The following is a 22770-nucleotide window of genomic DNA, read 5'->3' on the forward strand; positions in this document are numbered from 1 at the left end:
CGCTCGCCTGGCCGGTCGCCCGCTTTTACGGTGAGCCACGCCTGTTTCCGATCCTGGGTCTGATCGCCGCCTCTTACCTGCTCAATCCGTGGAGCGTGGTGCCGGTGGCGCTGCTATCGCGGCGGCTCGATTTTCGCGGCACGTTTCTGGTCAATGCATCCGGCGCAATCGCCAACAGCAGCTGCGCGCTGATCCTGGCGGCATTGGGGTTTTCCGCGGCATCGCTGGCCTGGGCGATGATCGCGCAATCGGCGGTGCGCGCAGTGGTTGCGCAAGTGTTGCGGCCGGCCCGCCCCGGCCTTGGACTGAAGCCGGCCCGACTGCGGGAAATCATCGCATTCGGTTCGGGCAGCGCCCTGCTCTACCTTTCGGGCGGCATCGGTATGCGCACGCCAGACCTGATCGTCGGCCGCCTGCAGGGAATGGCGGCAACCGGCCTGTTCAGCCGCGGCGTGGCCCTGGCATCGCAGCTTCACTACCTCGTCGCCGGGGCCGTAAGCTCCATCTATTACCCGACGTTCGCGCGGCTGCGTGACGAGGGCAAGGAACTGGGCCCCTATTACGAGCGTGTGGTGGCCGCGCACGGCGCTATCGTCTGGCCCGCTATGGCCCTTCTGGCCGTGCTGTCGCAGCCGGTGATCCTGCTGCTCTATGGCCCCGGTTGGTCCGGCGCCGCGCCGCTGCTGACCTACGTTGCGCTTGCCGAGTGCTGTTTCGTGGCGCTGCCCCTGCATATGGACCTTCCCATCCTGCTGGGCCATTTGCGCCGACTGTTCTGGTTCAACCTGGCGGACACAGCCCTTTCGGTGGGCACGCTGATCATCGGCGCGGCGATCGGGGTGGAGGCGGCCGCAGCCTCCCGCATCGTCTACGGCATTGGCTGGGTGTGCATCTATGCGGGATGGATGCACCGGCTGGTCGGCTTCCGTTGGCGGGCGATGTTGCGCACGTATGCGGCGAGCGCGGGCGTTGCCCTGGCGACCGCGCTGCCCGCACTATGGGCCGTGACCTACTGGCGCGATCCGGCTACGCTGGGCTTTGTCGGACTGTCGGCAAGCGCGGCGCTGGGCGGGCTGTGCTGGGGGCTGGCAATCGTCCTGTTTCGCCACCGGGCACGCGCCGATCTGGCTGGCATGGCGCTTCATCTCATCCATCCGGTCATGTCCAGAATTCCCGGGCTGCAACGCGGGCAAAACGTGGCGCGTTCGCCCGATTCGTGATAATCTGTCAGCCTCACAATATCCGACGGAGGTGAAGCTCCGCGGGGAGGATGACATGATTGGCGGCGCCCTTGCGCTGATGCTTGTCGCTGCGACGCCCGCAGCGTCGGGCACAGCCCCCGTGACTATCCCCGACGAGAGCGATCCCGCCGGGCAAACGCTGAAAACCGGCACCGATCCCGATGAGCGGATGACGGTGGCTGTCGCAGTGCAGGGGCAAGGGCCTTATCACTTCCTGATCGATACAGGATCGCAGCAAACCGTGGTTTCCAGCGCGCTGGCCGGCAGTCTGGGCCTGCCGCTGGGCCCGGAGGTAACGGTGATCGGCATGGCCGGAGCCAGCAACGTATCCACCGCGCGCGTCGACACGCTGGCGATCGGCCAGCGCTCGTTCCGCGACCTGACGGTACCGCTGCTGGAGGCGGAGCACATCGGCGCCGACGGCATCGTGGGAACGGATAGCCTTCAAGGCCAACGCGTCACGCTCGATTTCGAGCGGAGCACGATCGCGATCAATCCGGTCGAGGAAGTGTCGGACAACAAGGGCTACGAAATCGTCGTGCGGGCACGGCGGCGATTGGGGCGGCTGATCATGACCGATGCGGTGGTCGACGGTATTCGCGCCAGCGTCGTCATCGACACCGGCGCCAGCAGCGCGGTAGGCAACCTTGCCTTGCAAAATGCCATGCGCAAACATCTGGCCGGCACCGTCAAGCTTGCAAGCGTAACCGGGGATATGCTCTCCGCAGAACTGGCCGTGGCCCAGAAGCTGAAGATCGGCGAACTGGGGGTGACCAACATCGTTATCGCCTTCGCCGATTCTCCCGCCTTCCGCGAACTGGGACTGGACAAGCGCCCCGCGCTATTCCTCGGCATGCGTGAACTGCGCATTTTCAGGCGGATCGCCATCGACTTTTCATCCCGCAAGGTCCTGTTCGACATTCCGCGGAACAGCGGACAGCCCGCGGACGGGATCAGAAAGATTGCCTCCAGCGAACCGCGCACTAAATAGCGCGGATGCCACCAGACACCGCCGTAAACTCCCCCGCAGCCCGCCATGACGGCTGGCGCACGCTCCTTCGCTTCATGCCCTATCTGTGGCCGCGGGAGAATCCGGCACTGCGCTGGCGGATCGTCTGGGCCTGTCTGTTCATCCTGCTGTCCACCGCGACCCAGCTTGCCTTGCCCTATTTGATGAAGTGGGCGGTCGACCTGATGGGCGCCACGGGCCCGAAATTGCTGCAACTGGCGATGCTGACGGTGCTCGGCTATTCCGCCGGCCGTCTGCTGCAGACGCTCTTCGACAATGTCCGCAACATCGTGTTCGAGCGCGTGGGGCAAGATGCGACCCGCGAACTGGCGGAAAGCGTCTTCGGCCAGTTGCACAATCTGTCGCTGCGCTTCCACCTCGCCCGCCGCACCGGCGAAGTGACCAAGACGATCGAGCGCGGTACCAAGAGCATCGACACGATGCTCTACTTCATGCTGTTCAACATCGCCCCCACCGTGCTGCAGCTGGTTGCCGTCGCGGTGATCTTCTACGTGAACTTCGGCCCCGGCCTCGTCGTCGCCACCGCCATCTCCATCGCCGCCTATATCTGGGTGACGCGGGCGATCACCGAGTGGCGCACCAAGCTGCGCGAGCAGATGAACCGGCTCGACGGGCAGGCGTTGGCGCGCGCGGTGGATTCGCTGCTCAATTACGAGACGGTGAAGTACTTCTCCGCCGAACACCGCGAAAAGGCGCGCTACGCGCAGGCCACCCGCGCCTATGCCGATGCCGCGGTGAAGAGCGAGAATTCGTTGGGCCTGCTCAACATCGCACAGGGCGTTGTGGTGAACCTGCTGATGGCAGGCGCGCTCGGCTACACGGTGTGGGACTGGTACAAGGGGCAGGCGACCGCCGGTGAACTGGTGTTCGTCCAGACCTACCTCACCCAGCTGTTCCGCCCGCTCGACATGCTGGGCATGGTCTACCGCACGATCCGGCAGGGCCTGATCGATATGGCGGAAATGTTCCGCCTGCTGGACGAACCGCAGGAAGTTTCCGACAAGCCCGGTGCGCCCGCGCTTGTCATCAACCGCCCCTCGGTCGCTTTCGAGAACGTGGTGTTCGGCTATGAGCCGGATCGCGGCATCCTCAAGGGCCTGTCGTTCGAAGTGCCTGCCGGGCAGAACTTCGCCATCGTCGGCCCCTCCGGCGCGGGCAAGTCCACCATCGCGCGGCTGCTGTTCCGTTTTTACGATCCGCAGCAGGGCCGCATCCTGATCGACGGGCAGGATATCGCCGAAGTGACGCAGTCCTCGCTGCGCGCCGCCATCGGCATCGTCCCGCAGGATTCGGTGCTGTTCAACGATACCATCGGCTACAACATCGCCTATGGCCGCGACGGTGCGACGCAGGAGGAAGTGGAGGCCGCCGCCAGGGGCGCCGCGCTGCTGGGCCTGATCGACCGCCTGCCGCAGGGCTACGCCACCGAAGTGGGCGAGCGCGGCCTGAAGCTTTCCGGCGGGGAGAAGCAGCGCGTGGCGATTGCCCGCACGCTGGTCAAGAACCCGCCGATCCTGCTGCTGGACGAGGCGACCTCGGCGCTGGATACCCGCACCGAGCAAGACATTCTGGCGACTCTCCACCGCGTGTCGGAAAACCGCACCAGCCTCTCCATCGCCCACCGCCTTTCGACGATTGCCGATGCCGATCGTATTCTGGTGCTGAACGAGGGCCAGCTTGCCGAAAGCGGCACGCACGCGCAGCTGCTGCGGCTCGACGGCCTCTACGCCGAAATGTGGGCGCGCCAGGCAGCCGAAGCGGAAGCAATGACCGAGGCGGCGGAGTGAGCGAAAGAGCGAATTGATTTAATTCGCTTTCGTGCGGAAGCTGACTTAGCCAAACGGAATGGTCGTTAAGGAAGCCCCCTTCCGCCCCGCCCGCTTCACCATCGAAGGCGGCGTTCGCCAGCCGGAAATCCGCATACCGGCGCGGAAATTCTGGTTCGGACTGGTTTTCCTGTGCTTCTGGCTAACGCTATGGACGGCAGGCGGCGTGGCCGCAGTCTCCACACTCTTCCTTTGGCCGCAGCTGTTTCTGGCCGTTTGGCTCGTCTTCTGGGCCATTGGCTGGGTCTTCGCGGCCAGCACGATCCTCTGGCAGTTTACCGGCTCCGAAGTGATCCGCGTGGAGTCAGGCCAATTGATCCATGGCTGGCGCATGTTGGGTTTCAGCCGCGAACGGGCGTATTTGCTGGCGATAGTACATCACATGCGCATCAACGGATCGGTGCCCTTCGCCTTCAACTTCAGTGGTGGCTGGGGCGGCCCGTTCATGACGCGGCGCATGGGCTGCATGTCATTCGATTACGGCGCCTCGACGATCCGCATGGGGCAAGGCATCGACGATGCCGAGGGCCGGCTGATCATCGAACGGCTTGCGCCGCTTCTGCCCGAAGGCGCGGTGGACCGCTGATCCACCGCACGCACTATCACTTCACGACATCAGCCTCATGCCAGACCACAGCCTGCGCCGCCTTCATGCAGTTTTCCGCCGTATCCCACGACAGCGAGGGCGAACCATAGAGCCGCCAGCCCTGCGCCAGCGCCTCGGACACGCGCTCGCAGAATGCGCGGTCATCCGCTCCGGTGAGCAGGCGGTAGATCGGACGGTCTTCGGGGGTCTGGTACATTGGCAACCTCGCGATTTCGAATGTTCAGATGCCTAGCCAGTCCAGTGGCGCTGGCAAGTCCCCGGCGGCATAATCGACCTGAAGTACCCGCCGTCTGCGGCCTCCTGATCCAGTTTTGACCGGTGCCCCGGATTCGGCCCGGGCCGCGTTCGAGGCATGGAGGATCGGCGTGCGATAGCACCAGACATCGCCCGCCCGGGCAAGGCAGGCATGGACGGGCAGGCCCGCGACCACCGCCTCAACCTCACCCACCGGAATGCGACCCAGCCGGTGCGAGCCCAGCGCGATCAACAAGGGCGCATTGTCCTCGTCCACCGGATCGAGATGGATGCGCACCGTCACCATCTCCTCGATCACCGCAAAGGGCGGCTCGACATGCCGGATGCCCTGCTTGACCGACCACGGGCCAAAGCCCGCCACTTCGACCCGTTCGCGCACGGCGATCGTCCGGTCCTGATGCCAGCCGAGCGACCAATCCGCCCGTTCGTTCTTGTCGAACAGCACGGCGCGTACCGGCCGCACATCGCGGCCCTTCGCTTCGGCCGCCATCGCGCCGATGGCTCCTTCCGAAGCCAGCATTCGCGCCAGATCGGGATCGCCGGATATGCGAATGCCGGCATGACCATCGGGCCATTCCGCCAGAATGGACGCAAGATCGCCGAGGATCGCAGTCGCCAGTCCCGGATAGAGACAGGCCCCATCGCGATCGAGGTCCAGCATGGACGCGTCGGCCGTTACGGCCGCGGCCAGATCACCCACCCGGGTAGCGTTCGAATTCCGGTACGTGGGTCGTGTCCTTCATCCACGACACCCGCTCGGCAACCTGGATATGCGCGCCGGGCGGCAGTGCTTCGGGATCGTCGAGCGTCGCGATCTGGATATCGACGATGCCGGGCAGATATTCCGCGTTGGTATACCAGAGCCCCGTCCCGCAGCGCGGGCAGAAGTGGCGCATGGCGGATCCGCTGGAATTGAACACCGCGGCATCGCCCTGAAGCACTTCGAACTCGGCATGGTTGAATGCGCCCCATGCGACCACCGGCGCGCCCGCCGACTTGCGGCAGTCCGTGCAATGGCAGAATGCGGCGTGGAGAGGATCACCCTCGACGCGGTAACGCACGTCGCCGCACTGGCAACCACCTTCTAGCTTCATGACGATTCTCCTTGTCCCCACCGAATCTAGCCGATTAAAAAGAACATTCAAGGAACAAAAAGGGCGCGAGACCGAAGCCCCGCGCCCTTTTCGCTTCCGACCCGAAGGCCGGGAATTAAAGGATGTACTTCGACAGATCGGCGTTTCCGGCCAGCCCCGCCAGCTTTTCGCGCACATAGACCTGGTCGATCGAGACCGTCTCTCCCTTGCGATCCTCGGCCTCGAAGCTGAGTTCTTCCAGCAGTTTTTCCATCACCGTCTGCAGGCGGCGGGCGCCAATGTTCTCGACGCTTTCGTTCACTTGCGCGGCGATCTTGGCGATTTCCTTCACGGCATCGGCCGAGATGTCCACCGTCACTTCCTCGGTCGCCAGCAGCGCCTTGTACTGGGCCACCAGATTCGCGCGCGTCTCGGAGAGGATGCGCACGAAGTCTTCCTCGGTCAGTGCCTTCAGTTCGACGCGGATCGGCAGGCGGCCCTGCAGTTCGGGCAGCATGTCGCTGGGCTTGGCCACGTGGAACGCACCGCTAGCGATGAAGAGCACGTGATCGGTTTTCATCGGGCCGTACTTGGTGGCAACCGTGGTGCCCTCGATCAGCGGCAGCAAGTCACGCTGCACGCCTTCGCGGCTGACCGAGCCGCCGCGCACGTCGGAAACGGCGATCTTGTCGATCTCGTCCAGGAAGACGATGCCGTTGGTCTCGGCATTGGCCAGGGCGGTGCGGGCCACATCATCCTGGTCCATGCGCTTTTCCGACTCTTCGTCGACCAGCTTGTCCCAGGCGTCGGGCACTTTCATCTTGCGCCGCGTCAGCTTGGGGCCGCCGAACGCCTTGCCCATGATGTCCGACAGGTTGATCATGCCGACCGAGCCGCCCATGCCGGGGATCTCCATCGGCGCCGAGGGCGTATCCTCCACCTCGATCTCCACCTCGGTCTCGTTCATCGCGTTTTCGGTGATGCGCTGGTGGAACGAGGCGCGGGTCGCCTCCGAAGCGCCTTCGCCGACAAGCGCGTTGAGCAGGCGCTCCATCGCCGCCTTGCTGGCTGCCTCACGCACCGATTCGCGGCGGCGGTCTTTCTCCAGACGGATCGCCTCTTCCACCAGATCTCGGGCGATCTGCTCGACATCGCGGCCGACGTAGCCGACTTCGGTGAACTTGGTGGCTTCCACTTTCACGAAGGGCGCATCGGCCAGCTTGGCCAGACGGCGGCTGATCTCGGTCTTGCCGCAGCCCGTGGGCCCGATCATCAGAATGTTCTTGGGCGTCACTTCATCACGCAAGTCGAGCGACAGCTTCTGGCGGCGCCAGCGGTTGCGCAGGGCGACGGCGACGGCCTTCTTGGCTTCGGTCTGCCCGATGATGTGCTCGTCCAGCGCGCGGACGATGGCCTTGGGGGTCAGGTTGTCTTTCATGATGTCCCGCAAATTCAGATGGTCTCGACCGTGACGCGGTCGTTGGTGAAGACGCAGATGTCGGCGGCGACGGCCATGGCGCGCCGGGCGATCCGCTCGGCATCTTCCTCGTACTCGTCGAGCGCGCGGGCCGCGGCCAGCGCGTAGTTGCCGCCGGAGCCGATCGCGGTGATGCCGCCTTCGGGCTCCAGCACGTCGCCATTGCCGGTCAGCACCAGCAGCGTCTCTTCGTCGGCGACGATCATCAGCGCTTCCAGATTGCGCAGATACTTGTCGGTCCGCCAGTCCTTGGCGAGTTCGACCGCCGCGCGCATCAGTTGGCCGCGATGCTGTTCCAGCTTGCGCTCAAGGCGTTCGAACAGAGTGAAAGCATCGGCAGTGGCGCCGGCGAAGCCCGCGATCACCTTTCCGTCACCGATCCGGCGCACCTTGCGCGCGTTGGGCTTCATGACGGTATTGCCCATGGAGACCTGGCCGTCGCCGGCGATGACGGTCTTGCCGCCCTTCTTCACACCGATGATGGTGGTTCCGTGCCACTGGATCAGGCCGTGGCTCGCCCCGCTATTGTCCATGCCGCGGATATATGACCGCTGGCTTGCGGTTCAAGCGCTGGAACCGCGCAAGCCCATGCATCGAACGAAAATGCCCGCGAAATCGACCTGGCGACTTCGCGGGCATTTCGAATCGATCGAGACGTGGTCGATCAGCTGCCGTTCGGCCCAGGGCCGCTGGGCTGCTGGCCGGTGCCCATACCGGCGGCGCCGACCTGGCCGATATTGCCGAACAGATCTTCCAGCAGACCGCGATGGCGGCCCAGCGTCGGCGTCGTATCGCCTTCGGGGCGGATGCGCGCCACGTCCTGCGTGCCGGCCTTGTCCACCGCGACGACGTTGCCAGCCGGATCGAAGCGCACGCGCAGAATCTGCTGCGTTGCCGTACGCGGACGGCCGAAGGGCGGCGTCTTCACCAGCTGCGAGACGTAGTAGTAGTCCTTCTCGCCAAATTGGCTGACGAAAGTGGGACGGCCGAGCGTCTTTTCCACAGACTGGCGATTGTCCACGCCGGGCGAAACCGAATCGAGCAGCGTCTGGTCGACCAGATAACCACGGTGATCCCGGATCGAGGTGCAGCCCCCCGTCAGCGCAGCCAGCGCCAGAACAACAGCCGCCGCCTTAGCTTTTTGGCGAGAGCCATGACCAGAACCGCGCATTTTCCCACTCCAATTCACGGGGCTGGTCCGCTCCGGCCATTGCCTGCCGGTGCCAGAGCCATATATCGACCCAAATAACGGTACCGAGCCTTAGGGCCCAGCGGCTTGTCGCGCAATGGGCGTTGGGGCAGCTTGATTGAATTGCCCCTGAACGAAACCGGCGCGCCGAATATCGGACGAATGCCGGACGGGGGGCAGCAGAGGAAAGGCCCGAAGCGAAGTGACCCTGCTCTCCCGCCTGATCGGCAGACAACCTGATACAAACCAGGCCCGCCGCGATGCCGTGCGCCCGCTGTGGCACCGCGTGGTGGAGATCGCCCGCGAAAAGCCCTGGTATGCGCAGCATGGCATTGCCGACACCGTCGCCGGCCGTTTCGACACCATAACGCTGGTGATGGCGCTGGTCGTTCTGCGCATGGAGCGTGACGACGCGCTGATCGATCCCGCCGCGCGGCTGACCGAACTGTTCGTGGACGATATGGATGGCCAGCTGCGCCAGTCCGGCATCGGCGATCTGGTGGTCGGCAAGCATATGGGCAAGCTGATGAGCGCGCTGGGCGGCCGCATCGGCGCGCTTCGTGAGGCCCTCACCGCCGATGACGCCGCCCTCGCCGCCGTGCTGGCCCGCAACGTGACGCTGCGCGAAGGCGCGGATCCGGCCGCGCTGATCGAGCCGGTGAAAGCTTTGGCCGCTGAGGTCGATGCGCTTGCGGCGGAGGACCTTCTGGCGGCAAGGATCGCACGATGAGCGAATCAACCGACTACACCCCCGAATTTTCCCGCCGCGTCGATATCCGACAGGTGGAAAGCAAACCTGCCCATGTCGAGGCGAACGAGGCCGAGCGCGCCGCGCTGGCCAAACGCTTCGGCCTTGTGCGGATAGACAGCCTCTCCGCCGACCTCGACCTTGTCCGCAAGGACCGCAAGGTGGAGGCGAAAGGCACGATCAAGGCGGAGTTCATCCAGTCCTGCGCGGTTTCGGCCGAAGACCTGCCGGTTTCCGTGAACGAAGCGCTGCTGTTCCGCTTCGTTCCCGAACCCGAAAACCACGTGGCGGGCGAGGAGCTGGAACTGACTGCCGACGAACTGGACGAGATCGAGTACACCGGCACCCACATCGACCTGGGCGAGGCCGTAGCGCAGAGTCTGGCGCTGGCCATCGATCCGTTCCTTACCGGCCCCGACGCCGACAATGCCCGCAAGGCTGCCGGAATCGGCACGCCGGAAGACAACGGCCCCTTCGCCGCGCTGAAGGGCCTGAAGACCGGCGAGTAATCCGCCTGCCGGACCATCCGCCGGCCTCCGCCGAACCGCAAGGTGACACTTCGTGTTGACACAGTTGACACGGTCCAGAGGGAAAAGTGTCACCTTGCCTCCAAGCGTCCGGAAAACCGTCACCTTGTGACTGGCCCTTGTAGCTGGCGACACCGGCGCTCGGGCCGGTTGCCGGGCTGGCACCGCGTGCGCGCGATAAGCGGAAATCGGCCAATCTGGACATTCGCAGAGCTTAACCCTGCCTATCAGGTGTAGGAAAACCGATCGTGCCGGGGGCGGCTCAGCCTTCCGCCCGAGACGGTTTTGCGAAGCGGTTCGGACGGGCCGAGCGAACATCGCGTAATGTCAGGGCGTCCTGAGCGACCGGCTGTTGGCCGAAGGACCGCTTCGGCACGGCGATCCGCTGCGACAGGTAGATGCCGTTGTGGCCCGAACAGAGGTAGGCCACGAAGCAGGCCACCGCGATCGGCACGGCGTGGGTCGCCCCGAACAGTTCGATCCCCATGATCGTGCAGGCCAGCGGCACATTGGCCGCGCCGGCGAAGACCGCGACGAAGCCCAGCCCGGCGAACAGGTCGACCGGCGCGCCCAGTACCCCGGCCAGCGCATTGCCCAGTGCCGCGCCGATGAAGAACAGCGGTGTCACCTCCCCGCCCTTGAAGCCCGCGCTCAGGGTGACGACGGTGAACAGCATCTTCAGCGCCCAGCTCCACGAATCGATGTGAGGGCCGAAGAAGCCGCTAATGGTCGGATCGCCGGGAATCGCGGACCAGACACCAAGGCCGAGATAGGCGCGCGTGCCGCAAAGGTAGACGAGCGCGATCACCGCCACGCCGCCCAGCGCCGCCCGCAAGGGCGCAAAGGGCACCACGCGCTTCAGGAACCCGCCCAGCGCGTGATTGGCCTCCGCAAAAGTCAGCCCGGCCAGACCGAAGACGACGCCGGCGATCGCCGCCTTCGCCAGCAGCAGCGGCGTTGTCGCAAGCTGGTCCGCCACGGCGGCGGCATAGGCGATGTGGTAGGGGGTGTGATGAATGCCCCAGGCGTGGCAGGTCCAGTCCCCGATCAGCGCGGCGACCAGACAGGGCAGCAGCCCCGCATAGTCGATCCGCCCGATCGCCAGCACTTCCAGCGCGAACACGGCGCCGGCCAGTGGCGTTCCGAACACCGCGCCGAAACCGGCCGCGACGCCGGCCTTCAGCAGGATGCTGACGCCGGGCGCGTCCAGCCGGAACGCCCTGGCGATCGCACTGGCAAGGCTGCCGCCCAGTTGCACCGCCGTCCCCTCGCGCCCCGCCGATCCGCCCAACAGATGGGTGACGATCGTGCCCAGGAACACCAGCGGCGCCATGCGCAGCGGCACGCCGCCGCCGGGCTCGTGTATCTGTTCGACGATCAGGTTGTTGCCCGCTTCGACCGGGCGGCCGACATAGTGATAGAGCCCGGCCACCGCCGCGCCGCCCAGCGGCAGCAGGAACAGCAGCCAGGGATGCGCGAAGCGAAGCTGCGTTGCCGTATCGAGGCTCCACAGGAAAGCGGCGCAGAGTGTGCCCACGACCATGGCCATCAGCGCCAGCATCAAAGCCCAGCCCAAGACCGGCCATCCCGGTACAGGCAGGCCGTGATCGCCGCGCCGCCGGGCGAGTGCCGAAAGGTTCAGTTCTGCGAAAAGAGCACGGAAAGTAGCACGCACGATTCCTCCTTGCTGCCTTGCGGCGCCAGTCAGGAATCATCGTCCCTTGCTAGGGCGGTTCGGCCCGGAGCGCATCGCTCCTGAAAAGCCCGGCAGAAATCCATTGCCGTGCAGCCGCCTATAAGGATGGCGGCCTGATCGTCAACGCCTCGTTGTCCGGCGGGCAACGAGGCGCAGTGCCTTCAGGTCACGTCCATCGCATAACCCGCCGCGCGCACGGTGCGGATCGGGTCGGTGTCGTTGGCGCGGTTGATCGCCTTGCGCAGGCGGCGGATGTGGACGTCCACCGTGCGCTCGTCGATATCCGAATCCATGCCCCAGACGCCGTCGAGGATCTGCTGGCGCGAAACCACGCGGTTCGGGCGTTCCATGAAGTAGCGCAGCAGGCGGAATTCGGTGGGGCCAAGGTGCAGCGCCTCGCCGCCGCGACGCACGCGGTGGCTGGTGACGTCCAGCTCGATATCGCCCCACTGCAGCACGTTGCCCGCCAGCGACGGGCGCGCGCGGCGCAGCAGCGCTTCGACGCGGGCCATGAGTTCGCGCGGGGAGAACGGCTTGGTGACGTAATCGTCCGCGCCGGTCTTGAAGCCGCGGATCATGTCCTCCTCCTCGCCGCGCGCGGTGAGCATGAGGATCGGGATCTGCGCTGTTTCCTTGTCCTTGCGGAGCTGGCGGCAAACCTCGATCCCGGGCACATGCTCGATCATCCAGTCTAGGATGATCGCGTCGGGCGCCTGTTCCTGCACCATCAGCAGCGCTTCCTCGCCATCGCCGGTGCTGCGCACCTGATAGCCTTCGGCGCTGAGATTCCAGGTCAGCAATTCGCAGAGAGCGCGGTCGTCCTCGACGACCAGAACGGAAGGGTTCACGGCAGGCCTCGCGTGTCGTTGGTCTGGCTGTCGCGTTCGGCATGGTATTCGCCGGTGGCGGCGTAATAGACCATTTCCGCGACATTGGTGGCGTGATCGCCGATGCGTTCGAGGTTGCGGGCGATGAAGAGCAACTGGGCGGCGCTGGTGATCGTCGCCGGGTTCTCCATCATGTGCGTGAGCAGCGAACGGAACAGCGTGTTGTAGAACTGGTCCAGCTTCTCATCGCGGCGGATCACTTCCTGCGCCAGCGCGGCATCGCGCGAGCCATAGGCGTTCAGCACGTCGCGCACCATGCCCTCGGCAATCTCGGCCATCATCGGCACGAGTTCCAGCGGCTCGATCTTGCCCCGGCTCTCCATCGCGTTGACGCGCTTGGCGATGTTCTTGGCATAGTCGCCGATGCGTTCGATCACGCCGGAGATCTTCAACGCGGCGATCACGTCGCGCAGATCGTCCGCCATCGGCGCACGCAGCGCGATCGTGCGGACCGCAAGACGGTCTACTTCGGCCTCCAGCGCATCGAGGCGGGCGTCGGCGGCGACGACTTGCGCGGCCAGATCCTCGTCATGCTGGGTCAGCGCGACGATGGCGTCGCGGATCGCGACTTCGGCAAGGCCGCCCATTTCGGCAACAAGCCCGCGAAGCTGCCCGATCTCGCTGTCGAAGGCCTTTACGGTGTGGTCAACCATGGCTCTTGTCCTGTTCCTGTCTTCGCCGTCAGCCGTAGCGACCGGTGATGTAGTCCTTGGTCTTCTCTTCACGCGGGGTGGTGAAGATCTGGCTCGTGTCCCCGTATTCCACCAGGTTGCCGAGGTGGAAGAACGCCGTGCGCTGCGACACGCGCGCCGCCTGCTGCATCGAGTGGGTGACGATGACGATGGCGTACGTGTCCTTCAGCTCGTCGATCAGTTCCTCGATACGCGCGGTGGCGATCGGGTCGAGCGCGGAGCACGGCTCGTCCATCAGGATCACTTCGGGGCTGACGGCGATGGCGCGGGCGATGCACAGGCGCTGCTGCTGGCCGCCCGAAAGCGCGGTGCCGGGTTCGTGCAGGCGGTCCTTCACTTCATCCCACAAACCGGCCTTGGTCAGCGAGCTTTCGATGATCCCGTCCATGTCCGCCTTGGCCGGCGCCAGACCGTGGATGCGCGGGCCATAGGCCACGTTCTCGTAGATCGACTTCGGGAACGGGTTCGGCTTCTGGAACACCATGCCCACGCGGGCGCGCAGGGCCACGGGATCCATGTCCGGCGCGTAGATGTTCTCGCCATCCAGCAGGATCTCGCCGGTGACGCGGGCATCGGCGATGGTGTCGTTCATGCGGTTCAAGGACCGCAGGAACGTGGACTTGCCGCAGCCCGACGGACCGATGAAGGCGGTGACGATGCCGTTGTCGATCTCGATCGACACACCGTTGATGGCCTTCTTCGCGCCGTAGAAGACGTCGACATTGCGGGCGATAAGTTTGGCTTCAGTCATGGTTCTACCAGCGCACTTCGAACTTGTTTCGAAGGTAGATTGCAAGGCCGTTCATCGCCAGCAGGAAGACCAGCAGGACAATGATGGCAGCGGACGTGTTCTGTACGAAACCGCTGTCGATTTCGTCGGACCACAGGAAGATCTGCATCGGCAGCACGCTGGAAGGATCGGTGATCCCGCCCGGCGGAGTGACGACGAAGGCACGCATGCCGATCATCAGCAGCGGCGCGGTTTCACCCAGCGCGCGGGCCATGCCGATGATCGTGCCGGTGAGGATGCCGGGCAGCGCCAGGGGCAGGACGTGGTGGAACACGGTCTGCACCTTGCTTGCGCCCACCGCCAGCGCGGCGTCGCGGATCGAAGGCGGTACCGCCTTGATCGCGTTGCGGCCGGAAATGACGATGACCGGCATCGTCATCAGCGCCAGAGTAAGACCGCCGACCAGCGGTGACGAACGCGGCATGCCCAGCGTGTTGATGAACACCGCCAGACCCAGCAGGCCGAAGATGATCGACGGCACGGCGGCCAGGTTGTTGATCGAGACTTCCACCCATTCGATCCAGCGCGCCTTGGGGGCGAACTCTTCCAGATAGACGGCGGCGAGCACGCCCATCGGGAAGGAGAGCACCAGCGTGACGAACATCGTCAGCAGCGATCCCTTGGTGGCGCCCCAGACGCCGGCGACATCGGGATTGGTGGAGTCCGACCCGGTCAGGAACGACCAGTCCAGTCCGCCCAGGCCGTTCTTCAGCATGATCACCAGCAGCAGTGCCAGAAAGGCGAGGCTGAGGGCGATCGCGCCCAGACCCAGCAGCTTGAAGCGGCGTTCGGCGGCATTGCGGCGCGCGATCCGCCGTGTAGCCTCCGCAGTCTGCCAGCGTGCGTTACTCATAAGCTTCCCGGAAACGCTTCACCACACGGAGGGCGATGATGTTGAGAACGAGGGTGACGATGAACAGCACCAGGCCGAGCGCGAAGGCGGAGAGCGTCTTGGGGCTGTTGAACTCCTGATCACCCGTCAGCATCTGGACGATCTGGTAGGTGACCGTGGTCATCGAGGCGAAGGGGTTCGCCGAAAGGTTGGCGGCGGCACCGGCGGCCATGACCACGATCATCGTCTCGCCAATGGCGCGGCTGACGGCCAGCATCACGCCGGCAACGATGCCGGGCAGCGCGGCGGGCAGCAGCACTTTCTTGATCGTTTCCGACTTGGTGGCGCCCAGCGCCAGCGAACCGTCGCTCATCGCGCGGGGCACGGCGGCCAGCGCGTCGTCCGCCATCGAGGAGACGAAGGGAATGATCATCACGCCCATCACCACACCGGCGGCCAGCGCGCTTTCGGTGGAGGGGTTGGGCATGCCGAGCGAGGCGGCGAAATCGCGGAAGATCGGCGCCACGGTCAGCGCCGCGAAGTAGCCGTAGACCACCGTGGGAATACCGGCGAGGATTTCCAGCACCGGCTTCAGCCACTTGCGGATGGTGGGCGTGGCGTATTGCGTCAGATAGACCGCGCTCATCAGGCCCAGCGGGATGGCGACGATCATGGCGATGATCGCGCCGATATAGATCGTGCCCCAGAACAGCGGCACGGCGCCGAAGCTTTCACCCAAATTGTCCCCGCGCGCGGAGCCGGGCGACCAGTGGGTGCCGAGAAGGAAGTCGATCGGCGAGACGTCCTTGAAGAACATGCCCGCTTCGAACACCAGCGAGGCGACGATGCCGAACGTGGTCAGGATCGCGATCAGCGAGGCGAGCAGCAGCACGCCCATCACCGCCCGCTCCACGCGGGTGCGCGCCGGATAATTGGCGCGGACCTTGGTGAAGGCCCAGCCGCCGCCGGCCAGTGCCACGATCACCACCAGCAGCGCGCCGATCAGGCCGAAACGCTGGTGTGCGGCGCGCACCGGTTCGGACAGGGTCTGCGCAAGGGGATTGAACGCAGCCTGCCCGGGATTGTCGGCAATCGCCTTGGCTTCGGAAAGCACGGCGGCACGGCTCATCGCATCGGCCGGAAGCTGGGCGGCGGCCGGATCGGCCAGAACCGCGCCATCGACCAGCCCCGGCATGATCGCGGACCATGCGCCCCAGGCGATCAGCGCCGGGACGACGATCCACAGCAGCACATGCCAGCCGTGGTAGTTGGGCAGCGAATTGAGCGAGCCGCGCCCCGTGTGGAGCAGCCGGGCCCGGCCCCGCGCGGCAAACCAGCCGACGAGACCGAGGCCGAGAACGGCCAAGAGAACTCCTGTAAGCATCATAAAGGCCGTTCCGGCGCCTTTCGGATTAAGCGATTACTTGAGGTCGGCAGGGTTGAGCGGGGTCATCTTGGCAACGATGTCCGCGCTCTTGGTGCGCACGTCGTCAGGCGCGATCACCATGCCCTTGGCCTTCAGATAGCCATCGGGGCCCCACGACTTCACCCACTCGTTGACGTAGCCCTGCAGGCCCTTGATCGGGGCGAGGTGCTGCTTCTTGATGTAGATGTAGAGCGGACGCGCACCGGGGTAGCTGAAGTTCGAAATCGTCTCGTACGTCGGGATCACGTTGGACATCGGGATGCCCTTGATGGTCTTGGCGTTCTCTTCCAGGAACGAATAGCCGAAGATGCCGATCGCCTTGGGGTTCTGCGAGATCTTCTGGACGATCAGGTTGTCGTTCTCACCCGCGTCCACGTAGGGGCCGTCTTCACGGATATCGTGGCAGATCGCCTCGTACTTGTCCTTGCTGGTTTCCTTCAGCGCGGCGGTGGCGGCATCGGTCTTGCAACCGGCTTCCAGGATCAGTTCCTTCAGCGCGTCACGCGTGCCGGAGGTCGACGGCGGGCCGTAGACCAGGATCGGTTCGGCCGGAAGCGACGGGTTCACGTCCTTCCAGGTCTTCGCGGTGTTCGGCTTGCCGAAGGGATTGGCGGCCAGCGCCTTGTAGATATCGGTCGGCGTCAGCTTCATGCCGGGGCCGTTCTGGGCTTCGGCAAAGGCGATGCCGTCGATGCCGACCTGCACTTCGACGATGTCGGTCACGCCGTTCTTCTGGCATTCCTCGAACTCGGACTTCTTGATCCGGCGCGAAGCGTTCTCGATATCGGGGTGCTGGGCGCCGACGCCGGCGCAGAACAGCTTCATGCCCGCGCCCGTGCCGGTCGATTCGATGACGGGCGACTTGCCGCCGGCCTTGGCGAATTCTTCGGCGACGGCAGTGGCGAAGGGATAGACGGTCGAGGAACCGACGGCGCGTACGAAGTCGCGCGAACCGGCGGCCGAACCGCCAGAGCCGCCGCAGCCGGCAAGCGCCACGCTCGAAACGGCAACGATAAGAAAGGTCTTGGTGGAACGCATGATGTCACCCCTTGGGCTTCAAGTGTGAGTTGCCCCTATTGGGCTACAATGACACTTCCATGACAAAGAAGTGACATTGTTCTCGGCCTGGCGAAATTGCTGGAAATCCGTAGTTTCTTCGGCGGATCGCGAATTATGACAATCCGGCGCAGAGACGGGCTTTTCCGGGGCGGCACGGATGGACCGCCCCGGAACATTCAAGAATGCGATCAGAAATCGAACTGGGCGCGCATGCCCATCGAATCGACGCCGTAGGTATTATCCGTGCCGTCCACCAGGACCGGCGAATCCTTCACCCAGATATGGCCGTAGTTGAGGATGAAGCGCACATAGTCGGTCGGCATCCAGATCGCGGAGACGCCCGCCGTCTGCTCGCGCCCGCCGACGATGCCGGCATCGTTGAGGTTTAGCCAGTCGTACCGGACGTTCAGTTGCACCGCGCCGAGGCCGCCCTTGTCCATCCCGTTGTGCGGGCGGATACGTTCGAAGACGCCGGCCTTGTAGGCGGTGTCGTCATGGGTGAGCATGTAGCCCACTTCGGCATAGCCGCCATTGAAGGTGGGATCGGCAAAGCCTTCGCGGCGCACTTTCTGCCAGTAGCTTTCGCCGGAGGCGTGGAAGCGGCCCTTGATCCACGCCGCTTCGAGGCCGAGGCCCAGTTCGTTGTCGGCATTGGTGACGCCGGCGCTGAGGAAGCGCAGGTCCGTGGTGTGGACGAAGGGCCGGCTCTGGTACGTCACCGTCGGGATCGAATCGTTCAGCGTGCGCCAGTGGACCGATCCGCCCAGATGCAGCGTGCCGCCGGCCACCGTGGGCATGAACACCACGCGGCCGTCCGTGCTCCATGACTTGTCGTAATCGCTGTTCAGCGAGTTCGGATCGTCGCTGAACACGCCCGCCTGCACCAGCACCGCCTTGTTCAGATACTGCGCGTTCAGGCCGACGCGGCGTTCGAAGCCGAAGGCACCGGTGAAGCTGGCGCGTTCCATGAAGCTGGTGAACAGGTCCGAAGTCTGATCTTCAAGCCCGGTGTTCGGCTTCTGGTTGCCCAGCGCCAGCGTGACGTTCTTGTTCACGCGGTAGGTCAGATACATGTCGTTGATGACGACGCTGGAATTGGCCAGATCGACTTCGAAGCGATAGCCGAAGCCGCCCGGCATCGTGCCGTCGAAACCAAGGTAGGCACGGCGCAGTTCGGTGCTGAAGCCAAGGTGATCGCTGGATGTCTCGTCAAGGCCGGAGGGCGCGTTCACGCCGCCGGCGTCGATCTGGAGCCGGCCGCGCGGCTTGAAGCTCCAGCCGTTGTCGCCGCGAAATTCCGGACCGCCCTTCCAGACGACCTGGATCGGCGAGGCATCGGATGCGGCCTTCGCCGTTCCGGCAGCGGTCGGCGCGGTTGCAGGTGCCTTGGCAGCCGCGGCAATGCTGGCCGACTGGGCGGCCACCTGCGATGCTGCTTGCGAGGCGGCCTGCGACGCGCCCTGCGCGGCCTGGGTGGCGGCATCGGCGCGCGCATTGGCGGCATTGAGCTGCCCTTCGAGCGATTCGATGCGGCCTTCCATGGCCTTCATCTGCGCCCGCATCGCCTCCAATTCCTGCCGGATCGCCGCCGAATCGGCGGACTGCGCATAGGCTGGCGGTGCCCACCCTGCCGCGACGGCGAGCGTGGGCACGGAAAGCGCCACCATCAAAATTGCCTTTGGATTCCTCAACTTGGTCGACCTTCCATGAAACTTTGATGGCACTGACACGACGCCAGTATGACTGGAATGTTTCAGTTCCATGACACTTTATAGCTGGTAGACGCGGAACCGCGGTTTTCTGCGGATTTTGCCGAGAAAGTTTATGGCTCTTTTAAGGCCGCTCCGTGACAAAGGGTGACTGCGCGCGCGGCGGTCACATTTGTCACCGAACCGTCATGTCATCGCCATAACCGGCCAGCCGAGACCCGCGCCGCGGGTGCCGTCATGACTTGCCCGGAAGCCGAACCCAGATGCCTTCGAAACTGACCCGCGTCGCCGCAGCGCCGCTGCTGACAGGGTGCCTGCTGCTACCCCTCGCTCCGGCTGCGCAGGCCCAAAGTCAGGCGCAGGTGAAGCCGATCTCTGCCGAGGAAGCCGCACTCCTGCGCGCGCAAGTCGCCGCGCTGAAGGAGCAGGTGGAACGGATGGAAGCGCGATTGGCCTCGGCGGGACTGCCGTCGCAAGCCTCCTCGCCGGCTGCCACTGCCATTCCGGCATCGCCGCCCTTGGCAAGCGCCGCCCCCGCTCAGCCGACCACCGCCCCAGCCGCCCCTGTCACCGCCACCCCGTCCACCGCCATCGGATGGAAAGGCAGCCCGCAATTCACCTCGGGTGAGCGGTCGTTCAAGGTGAAGGGCCGCATTCAGGCCGATGCCAACTATGTCGGCGCGCCCAAGGGGCTGGACGACAAGGGCCTTGGTTTCTCTACCGAGATGCGGCGCATCCGGCTGGGCGGCGAAGGCGGGATCGGCGGCGGGTTCGGCTACAAGCTGGAACTCGAACTCTCGGACAACAGCGTCGATCTGGTCGATACTTATGTCAGCTACAAGCACGGTCCTTGGACGGTGAAGCTGGGCAACCAGAACCCGTTCCAGTCGCTGGACGAACTGACCGGCGACACCAGCGGCAGCGTGATGGAGCGTGCCGCCTTTACCGACGCCTTCAATTTCGAACGCCGCCTGGGTGCTTCCGTGCAGTATCAGCGCGGGCCGGTGCTGGCGCAGCTGGGCCTGTTCAGCGACGATATCGGCGCGCTCGCCAACGATTCGGACGGCGTCGAGGGCGGGGATGAGAACAACAGCCCCGGCGTCGATGCGCGGCTGGTCTACGCCCCGAAGCTGGGGGACACGCAGCTCCACTTCGGCGGCTCCGCCCACTGGCGCGACCTTGCGCGACTGGCCGAGGGCGACACGCGCTATCGCCAGCGCCCCTATGTCCATTCCACCAATACCCGCCTGATCGGCACGCCCGCCATGCAAGTAGAGCGCGAGGTCAACTGGGGCGTGGAAATGGCCGCGATCCGGGGCCGCTGGCACGCGGCGGCGGAATACAACACACTCACGGCCGACCGGGTGGGCCTGTCTTCCGTCCGCTTTCAGGGGGCCTATGCCGAGCTGGGCCTGTTCCTGACTTCGGGTGACAGCCGGGGCTACAAGGAAGGCATCTTCACCAACAAGGCGCCCGCCCATCCGCTGGGCGATGGCGGCATCGGATCGATCCAGCTGACCGCCCGTTACGACTGGCTGGACCTCAACGACCGCGACATTCGCGGCGGCACCCAGAACGCCGCCATCGCCGCACTGGTCTGGACCCCGGTGGAGTACCTGCGCTTCAACATCAACTACGCGCTGCTGGCCTACAAGGGCGCCAAGGCGCTGGATTCGGGGCGGACGGACTACACCGTCAACGTGCTGGGCACGCGCTTCGAACTGGATTTCTGACCGGTACCGCCGACCGGATCAGCGCCCTTCCAACCGAACCCGCACGCGGGCGGAGGGCGACACGGTCGATGCCGAGAACGACACCGAAGCCAGGTTCTGGCGCGACGCGAAGGCCAGCGGGCCGGTGCAGGTGCCAGCGGCCAGCCGCGCCGGCACATGCAGCATTTCGGATTGGCGGTTGGTGAAAGTGGCGCGCGCTTCGCGAAGCTGCACCGCGTTGCCATCGGCGCAAAGGCGGATCGACCAGAGCCGCGGAGAGCCGAGCGCGGAAATGACCTTGCGGTCCCAGCCGAAGCGGGTGACGTCGGTGCTGCCGAACGCACGCCATGCGGCCGATCGGCTTCCGCGCACGCTCTGCACGGCGCGCTGGCCAAGATCGCGGTTATCGCGGGTGACGGTCAGGCAACGCCCCTGAAACGCCGCCCTTTCGCAGAGTTCCCAGGTGCCGCTGCGAACCCTGGCGGATCGCACCGGCCAGGCCAGCCGCAGGTTGGCCTGGTCCTGCCGGATGCTGACCGCCGGCCCGGCGAAGTTGCGATCGCGATAGATGATGATCTCGCCCGCCGTCTGCGTGGGCGGCGCTGGCGGCCGATGCGCTGTCGCCTGCTGGCCGTATGCCGGAACGGAAATCGGAAGCAGGCCCGATCCGGCGAAGAGAACGCCGACAAGCAGATATCTGGCAGCACGCATCGGAACCTCCACAAGAGCCCCCGCCGCCTTCTTGTCGATGCACGCGCCGCTTTGTTCAAGTGGGCATAATTGCCGGGATCGGTGGGGGGAAACCGCCGATCCCCCCTCTCAACCCTGCGCCTCTTCCTTGCGCAGCGGCAGCATGACCGAGGCGGTGGTGCCCTGCCCGGCGCGGCTGTCGATATCGAAGCGGCCGCGATGGCGCTCGACGATGTGCTTGACGATCGACAGGCCCAGCCCGGTGCCGCCCACCGCGCGGCTGCGGCTGGTGTCGGCGCGGTAGAAGCGTTCGGTCACGCGCGGCAGATGCTCGGGCGAGATGCCGTCGCCTTCGTCGCTGACGGTGATCAGCACCCAGCCGGTGGCGGTCGCCTCCAGCGAGACATCGACCTTGCCGCCCTGCTTGCCGTACTTGATCGAGTTGTCGATCAGGTTGCGCAGCACTTGCGCCAGCTGGCCGCGATCGCCCGTTACGACCGCGCTTTCGCAGTTGGTGTGGACCGCAACGTTGGATCCGGGCTTCGATTCGCCCGCCATCTCCTGCGCCAGTGCCACCATCTCCACCCGGTCCTGCGGCACTTCGTGCTTCACCGCCTCGATCCGCGAAAGGCTCATCAGGTCGAGGATCAGCGCCTGCATTCGCTGCGCCTCATGCCGGATAGTGTCGAGGAAGCGATTGCGCACGCTCTCGTCGCCGCCCGCCTTGGGGTTCGTCAGCGTCTCGACATAGCCGATCACGTTGGCCAGCGGCGTGCGCAGTTCGTGGCTGGCATTGGCGACGAAATCCGCGTGCGACTTGGCCACGCTGACACGTTCGGACAAGTCGTAGAGGCTGACCAGCCGATCGGTGGCGGAGATCGCCCGGCAATCGACTTCCCACACGCTGCCCCCGGTCGAAAGCCCGGTGACGCGGGCGATCCCGCCGCCGTCGCTGAGGATCGCGGCCACCGCACGCGGCTCGCGAATGGCGATGCGCACGTCCTGCCCGACGATATGCGCGCCCAGCAGCGCCTTGGCTGCACTGTTCGCAAAGCGGACCTGCCCGCGCGAAACCATCATTGCCGGCGTCTGGAGGTGTTCGAGAAGCTGGACGCCGTCACCGGCCATTGTTTTCGCCTTCTTTTCTCAATGCGCGTCCGCTGCCGCGCCGTCGCTTGCGTGAATCCTGACCTGCTTCCATGCCCGTCCCGGACGACAGGACAAAGACGGCCGGGCAACGAACTTGCGGAAAATCGCGCTTAACGTACCTGCCAAATACGTATGCGCGCATAAGTCTTGTTCAA

At 65.2% G+C, this 22770-nt stretch carries 23 protein-coding genes (1 of these 23 only partly in view); 7 read left to right on the top strand and 16 right to left on the bottom strand.

The genetic code is table 11. The annotated features are described in order from the left end of the window. The 4 genes in view from ACZ1JC_RS08780 to ACZ1JC_RS08795 are tightly spaced (at most 58 nt apart) and all read left to right on the top strand, a layout consistent with a single transcriptional unit that may run on beyond the window. Nucleotides 1-1220: the 3' portion of an oligosaccharide flippase family protein gene (locus tag ACZ1JC_RS08780; protein WP_465137223.1), read on the top strand. Its footprint begins 331 nt before the window's first position; only the last 1220 of its 1551 coding nucleotides appear in the window; its start codon lies off the left edge, out of view; it ends in the stop codon at nucleotides 1218-1220. Nucleotides 1221-1275: 55 nt separating this feature from the next. Further along, nucleotides 1276-2232 (top strand): aspartyl protease family protein, encoded by a 957-nt coding sequence (locus ACZ1JC_RS08785; RefSeq protein ID WP_465137222.1) that lies wholly within the window; start codon nucleotides 1276-1278, stop codon nucleotides 2230-2232. Between the two features lie 5 nt (nucleotides 2233-2237). Next, nucleotides 2238-4058, top strand: a complete 1821-nt coding sequence (locus ACZ1JC_RS08790; protein WP_465137221.1) for an ABCB family ABC transporter ATP-binding protein/permease — start codon at nucleotides 2238-2240, stop codon at nucleotides 4056-4058. 58 nt (nucleotides 4059-4116) lie between these two features. Next, a complete protein-coding gene (locus ACZ1JC_RS08795) occupies nucleotides 4117-4683 on the top strand; it encodes a hypothetical protein (protein WP_465137220.1) in 567 nt (188 codons plus the stop codon). Between the two features lie 16 nt (nucleotides 4684-4699). On the opposite strand, the gene ACZ1JC_RS08800 is transcribed toward ACZ1JC_RS08795, so the two are convergent. The 6 genes from ACZ1JC_RS08800 to ACZ1JC_RS08825 form a co-directional block, all read right to left on the bottom strand. After that, nucleotides 4700-4900, bottom strand: coding sequence for a DUF1737 domain-containing protein (locus ACZ1JC_RS08800; RefSeq protein ID WP_021235064.1), 201 nt, complete (start codon nucleotides 4898-4900; stop codon nucleotides 4700-4702). A gap of 24 nt (nucleotides 4901-4924) precedes the next feature. Beyond that, nucleotides 4925-5659: a phytanoyl-CoA dioxygenase family protein gene (locus tag ACZ1JC_RS08805; RefSeq protein ID WP_465137219.1), complete on the bottom strand. Its 735-nt coding sequence runs from the start codon at nucleotides 5657-5659 to the stop codon at nucleotides 4925-4927. Next, nucleotides 5652-6053: a GFA family protein gene (locus tag ACZ1JC_RS08810; RefSeq protein WP_465137218.1), complete on the bottom strand. Its 402-nt coding sequence runs from the start codon at nucleotides 6051-6053 to the stop codon at nucleotides 5652-5654. The genes ACZ1JC_RS08805 and ACZ1JC_RS08810 overlap by 8 nt, the downstream gene beginning before the upstream one ends. Nucleotides 6054-6168: 115 nt before the next feature. After that, nucleotides 6169-7470 carry an ATP-dependent protease ATPase subunit HslU gene (gene hslU, locus ACZ1JC_RS08815; RefSeq protein WP_465137217.1) on the bottom strand — a complete coding sequence of 434 codons (1302 nt, stop codon included), beginning with the start codon at nucleotides 7468-7470 and terminating at the stop codon, nucleotides 6169-6171. 14 nt (nucleotides 7471-7484) lie between these two features. Further along, nucleotides 7485-8042, bottom strand: coding sequence for an ATP-dependent protease subunit HslV (gene hslV / locus ACZ1JC_RS08820; protein WP_395330565.1), 558 nt, complete (start codon nucleotides 8040-8042; stop codon nucleotides 7485-7487). Between the two features lie 131 nt (nucleotides 8043-8173). After that, nucleotides 8174-8680 (bottom strand): outer membrane protein assembly factor BamE, encoded by a 507-nt coding sequence (locus tag ACZ1JC_RS08825; protein ID WP_465137216.1) that lies wholly within the window; start codon nucleotides 8678-8680, stop codon nucleotides 8174-8176. Nucleotides 8681-8900: 220 nt separating this feature from the next. Between ACZ1JC_RS08825 and ACZ1JC_RS08830 the strand changes: the two genes are divergently transcribed. Both ACZ1JC_RS08830 and ACZ1JC_RS08835 read left to right on the top strand, forming a co-directional pair. After that, nucleotides 8901-9428, top strand: a complete 528-nt coding sequence (locus ACZ1JC_RS08830; protein ID WP_465137215.1) for a ubiquinol-cytochrome C chaperone family protein — start codon at nucleotides 8901-8903, stop codon at nucleotides 9426-9428. After that, a complete protein-coding gene (locus ACZ1JC_RS08835; RefSeq protein ID WP_465137214.1) occupies nucleotides 9425-9955 on the top strand; it encodes a YceD family protein in 531 nt (176 codons plus the stop codon). Before ACZ1JC_RS08830 ends, ACZ1JC_RS08835 begins: the two co-directional genes overlap by 4 nt. Before the next feature lie 280 nt (nucleotides 9956-10235). Here the strand turns inward: ACZ1JC_RS08835 and ACZ1JC_RS08840 are convergent, their stop codons facing one another. From ACZ1JC_RS08840 to ACZ1JC_RS08875, 8 genes are all read right to left on the bottom strand, one after another. Next, the gene (locus ACZ1JC_RS08840) at nucleotides 10236-11648 is read right to left on the bottom strand and encodes a voltage-gated chloride channel family protein (RefSeq protein WP_465137213.1); all 1413 of its coding nucleotides are present in this window, start codon (nucleotides 11646-11648) and stop codon (nucleotides 10236-10238) included. Nucleotides 11649-11830: 182 nt separating this feature from the next. Beyond that, complete coding sequence (gene phoB / locus ACZ1JC_RS08845; protein ID WP_465137212.1) at nucleotides 11831-12517, bottom strand: phosphate regulon transcriptional regulator PhoB; 687 nt, start codon at nucleotides 12515-12517, stop codon at nucleotides 11831-11833. Further along, on the bottom strand, nucleotides 12514-13209 hold the full coding sequence (phoU, locus tag ACZ1JC_RS08850; RefSeq protein ID WP_465137211.1) for a phosphate signaling complex protein PhoU: 696 nt from the start codon (nucleotides 13207-13209) through the stop codon (nucleotides 12514-12516). The genes phoB and phoU overlap by 4 nt, the downstream gene beginning before the upstream one ends. 28 nt (nucleotides 13210-13237) lie before the next feature. Further along, the gene (pstB, locus tag ACZ1JC_RS08855; RefSeq protein WP_465137210.1) at nucleotides 13238-13999 is read right to left on the bottom strand and encodes a phosphate ABC transporter ATP-binding protein PstB; all 762 of its coding nucleotides are present in this window, start codon (nucleotides 13997-13999) and stop codon (nucleotides 13238-13240) included. A 4-nt stretch (nucleotides 14000-14003) separates the two neighbouring features. Further along, on the bottom strand, nucleotides 14004-14891 hold the full coding sequence (gene pstA / locus ACZ1JC_RS08860) for a phosphate ABC transporter permease PstA (protein ID WP_465137209.1): 888 nt from the start codon (nucleotides 14889-14891) through the stop codon (nucleotides 14004-14006). Continuing rightward, entirely contained in the window at nucleotides 14884-16257 is a 1374-nt protein-coding gene (gene pstC / locus ACZ1JC_RS08865; protein WP_465137208.1) for a phosphate ABC transporter permease subunit PstC, read from the bottom strand. Before pstC ends, pstA begins: the two co-directional genes overlap by 8 nt. 33 nt (nucleotides 16258-16290) lie before the next feature. Continuing rightward, a complete protein-coding gene (locus ACZ1JC_RS08870) occupies nucleotides 16291-17334 on the bottom strand; it encodes a substrate-binding domain-containing protein (protein ID WP_465137207.1) in 1044 nt (347 codons plus the stop codon). 209 nt (nucleotides 17335-17543) lie between these two features. Further along, nucleotides 17544-19022: an OprO/OprP family phosphate-selective porin gene (locus ACZ1JC_RS08875; RefSeq protein ID WP_465137206.1), complete on the bottom strand. Its 1479-nt coding sequence runs from the start codon at nucleotides 19020-19022 to the stop codon at nucleotides 17544-17546. Between the two features lie 305 nt (nucleotides 19023-19327). On the opposite strand from ACZ1JC_RS08875, the gene ACZ1JC_RS08880 reads away from it, so the two are divergent. Further along, complete coding sequence (locus ACZ1JC_RS08880) at nucleotides 19328-20797, top strand: OprO/OprP family phosphate-selective porin (RefSeq protein WP_465137205.1); 1470 nt, start codon at nucleotides 19328-19330, stop codon at nucleotides 20795-20797. Nucleotides 20798-20815: 18 nt separating this feature from the next. Here the strand turns inward: ACZ1JC_RS08880 and ACZ1JC_RS08885 are convergent, their stop codons facing one another. Both ACZ1JC_RS08885 and ACZ1JC_RS08890 read right to left on the bottom strand, forming a co-directional pair. Continuing rightward, nucleotides 20816-21487, bottom strand: a complete 672-nt coding sequence (locus tag ACZ1JC_RS08885) for a beta/gamma crystallin-related protein (RefSeq protein WP_465137204.1) — start codon at nucleotides 21485-21487, stop codon at nucleotides 20816-20818. Nucleotides 21488-21595: 108 nt separating this feature from the next. Then, nucleotides 21596-22594: a sensor histidine kinase gene (locus ACZ1JC_RS08890; RefSeq protein WP_465137203.1), complete on the bottom strand. Its 999-nt coding sequence runs from the start codon at nucleotides 22592-22594 to the stop codon at nucleotides 21596-21598. Nucleotides 22595-22770: the final 176 nt, after the last annotated feature.

This window comes from Sphingomonas sp. BL-S-28 (assembly GCF_055521515.1).

Bases quoted from the DNA above. Each gene is read 5' to 3' on its own strand.
- phoU (WP_465137211.1), bottom strand. From the start codon at position 13,209: ATGGTTGACCACACCGTAAAGGCCTTCGACAGCGAGATCGGGCAGCTT.
- pstC (WP_465137208.1), bottom strand. From the start codon at position 16,257: ATGATGCTTACAGGAGTTCTCTTGGCCGTTCTCGGCCTCGGTCTCGTC.
- ACZ1JC_RS08890 (WP_465137203.1), bottom strand. From the start codon at position 22,594: ATGGCCGGTGACGGCGTCCAGCTTCTCGAACACCTCCAGACGCCGGCA.
- ACZ1JC_RS08870 (WP_465137207.1), bottom strand. From the start codon at position 17,334: ATGCGTTCCACCAAGACCTTTCTTATCGTTGCCGTTTCGAGCGTGGCG.
- ACZ1JC_RS08880 (WP_465137205.1), top strand. From the start codon at position 19,328: ATGCCTTCGAAACTGACCCGCGTCGCCGCAGCGCCGCTGCTGACAGGG.
- ACZ1JC_RS08875 (WP_465137206.1), bottom strand. From the start codon at position 19,022: ATGGTGGCGCTTTCCGTGCCCACGCTCGCCGTCGCGGCAGGGTGGGCA.
- ACZ1JC_RS08785 (WP_465137222.1), top strand. From the start codon at position 1,276: ATGATTGGCGGCGCCCTTGCGCTGATGCTTGTCGCTGCGACGCCCGCA.
- ACZ1JC_RS08790 (WP_465137221.1), top strand. From the start codon at position 2,238: ATGCCACCAGACACCGCCGTAAACTCCCCCGCAGCCCGCCATGACGGC.
- ACZ1JC_RS08795 (WP_465137220.1), top strand. From the start codon at position 4,117: ATGGTCGTTAAGGAAGCCCCCTTCCGCCCCGCCCGCTTCACCATCGAA.
- ACZ1JC_RS08810 (WP_465137218.1), bottom strand. From the start codon at position 6,053: ATGAAGCTAGAAGGTGGTTGCCAGTGCGGCGACGTGCGTTACCGCGTC.
- hslV (WP_395330565.1), bottom strand. From the start codon at position 8,042: ATGGACAATAGCGGGGCGAGCCACGGCCTGATCCAGTGGCACGGAACC.
- pstA (WP_465137209.1), bottom strand. From the start codon at position 14,891: ATGAGTAACGCACGCTGGCAGACTGCGGAGGCTACACGGCGGATCGCG.
- hslU (WP_465137217.1), bottom strand. From the start codon at position 7,470: ATGAAAGACAACCTGACCCCCAAGGCCATCGTCCGCGCGCTGGACGAG.
- ACZ1JC_RS08885 (WP_465137204.1), bottom strand. From the start codon at position 21,487: ATGCGTGCTGCCAGATATCTGCTTGTCGGCGTTCTCTTCGCCGGATCG.
- ACZ1JC_RS08825 (WP_465137216.1), bottom strand. From the start codon at position 8,680: ATGCGCGGTTCTGGTCATGGCTCTCGCCAAAAAGCTAAGGCGGCGGCT.
- ACZ1JC_RS08835 (WP_465137214.1), top strand. From the start codon at position 9,425: ATGAGCGAATCAACCGACTACACCCCCGAATTTTCCCGCCGCGTCGAT.
- pstB (WP_465137210.1), bottom strand. From the start codon at position 13,999: ATGACTGAAGCCAAACTTATCGCCCGCAATGTCGACGTCTTCTACGGC.
- ACZ1JC_RS08800 (WP_021235064.1), bottom strand. From the start codon at position 4,900: ATGTACCAGACCCCCGAAGACCGTCCGATCTACCGCCTGCTCACCGGA.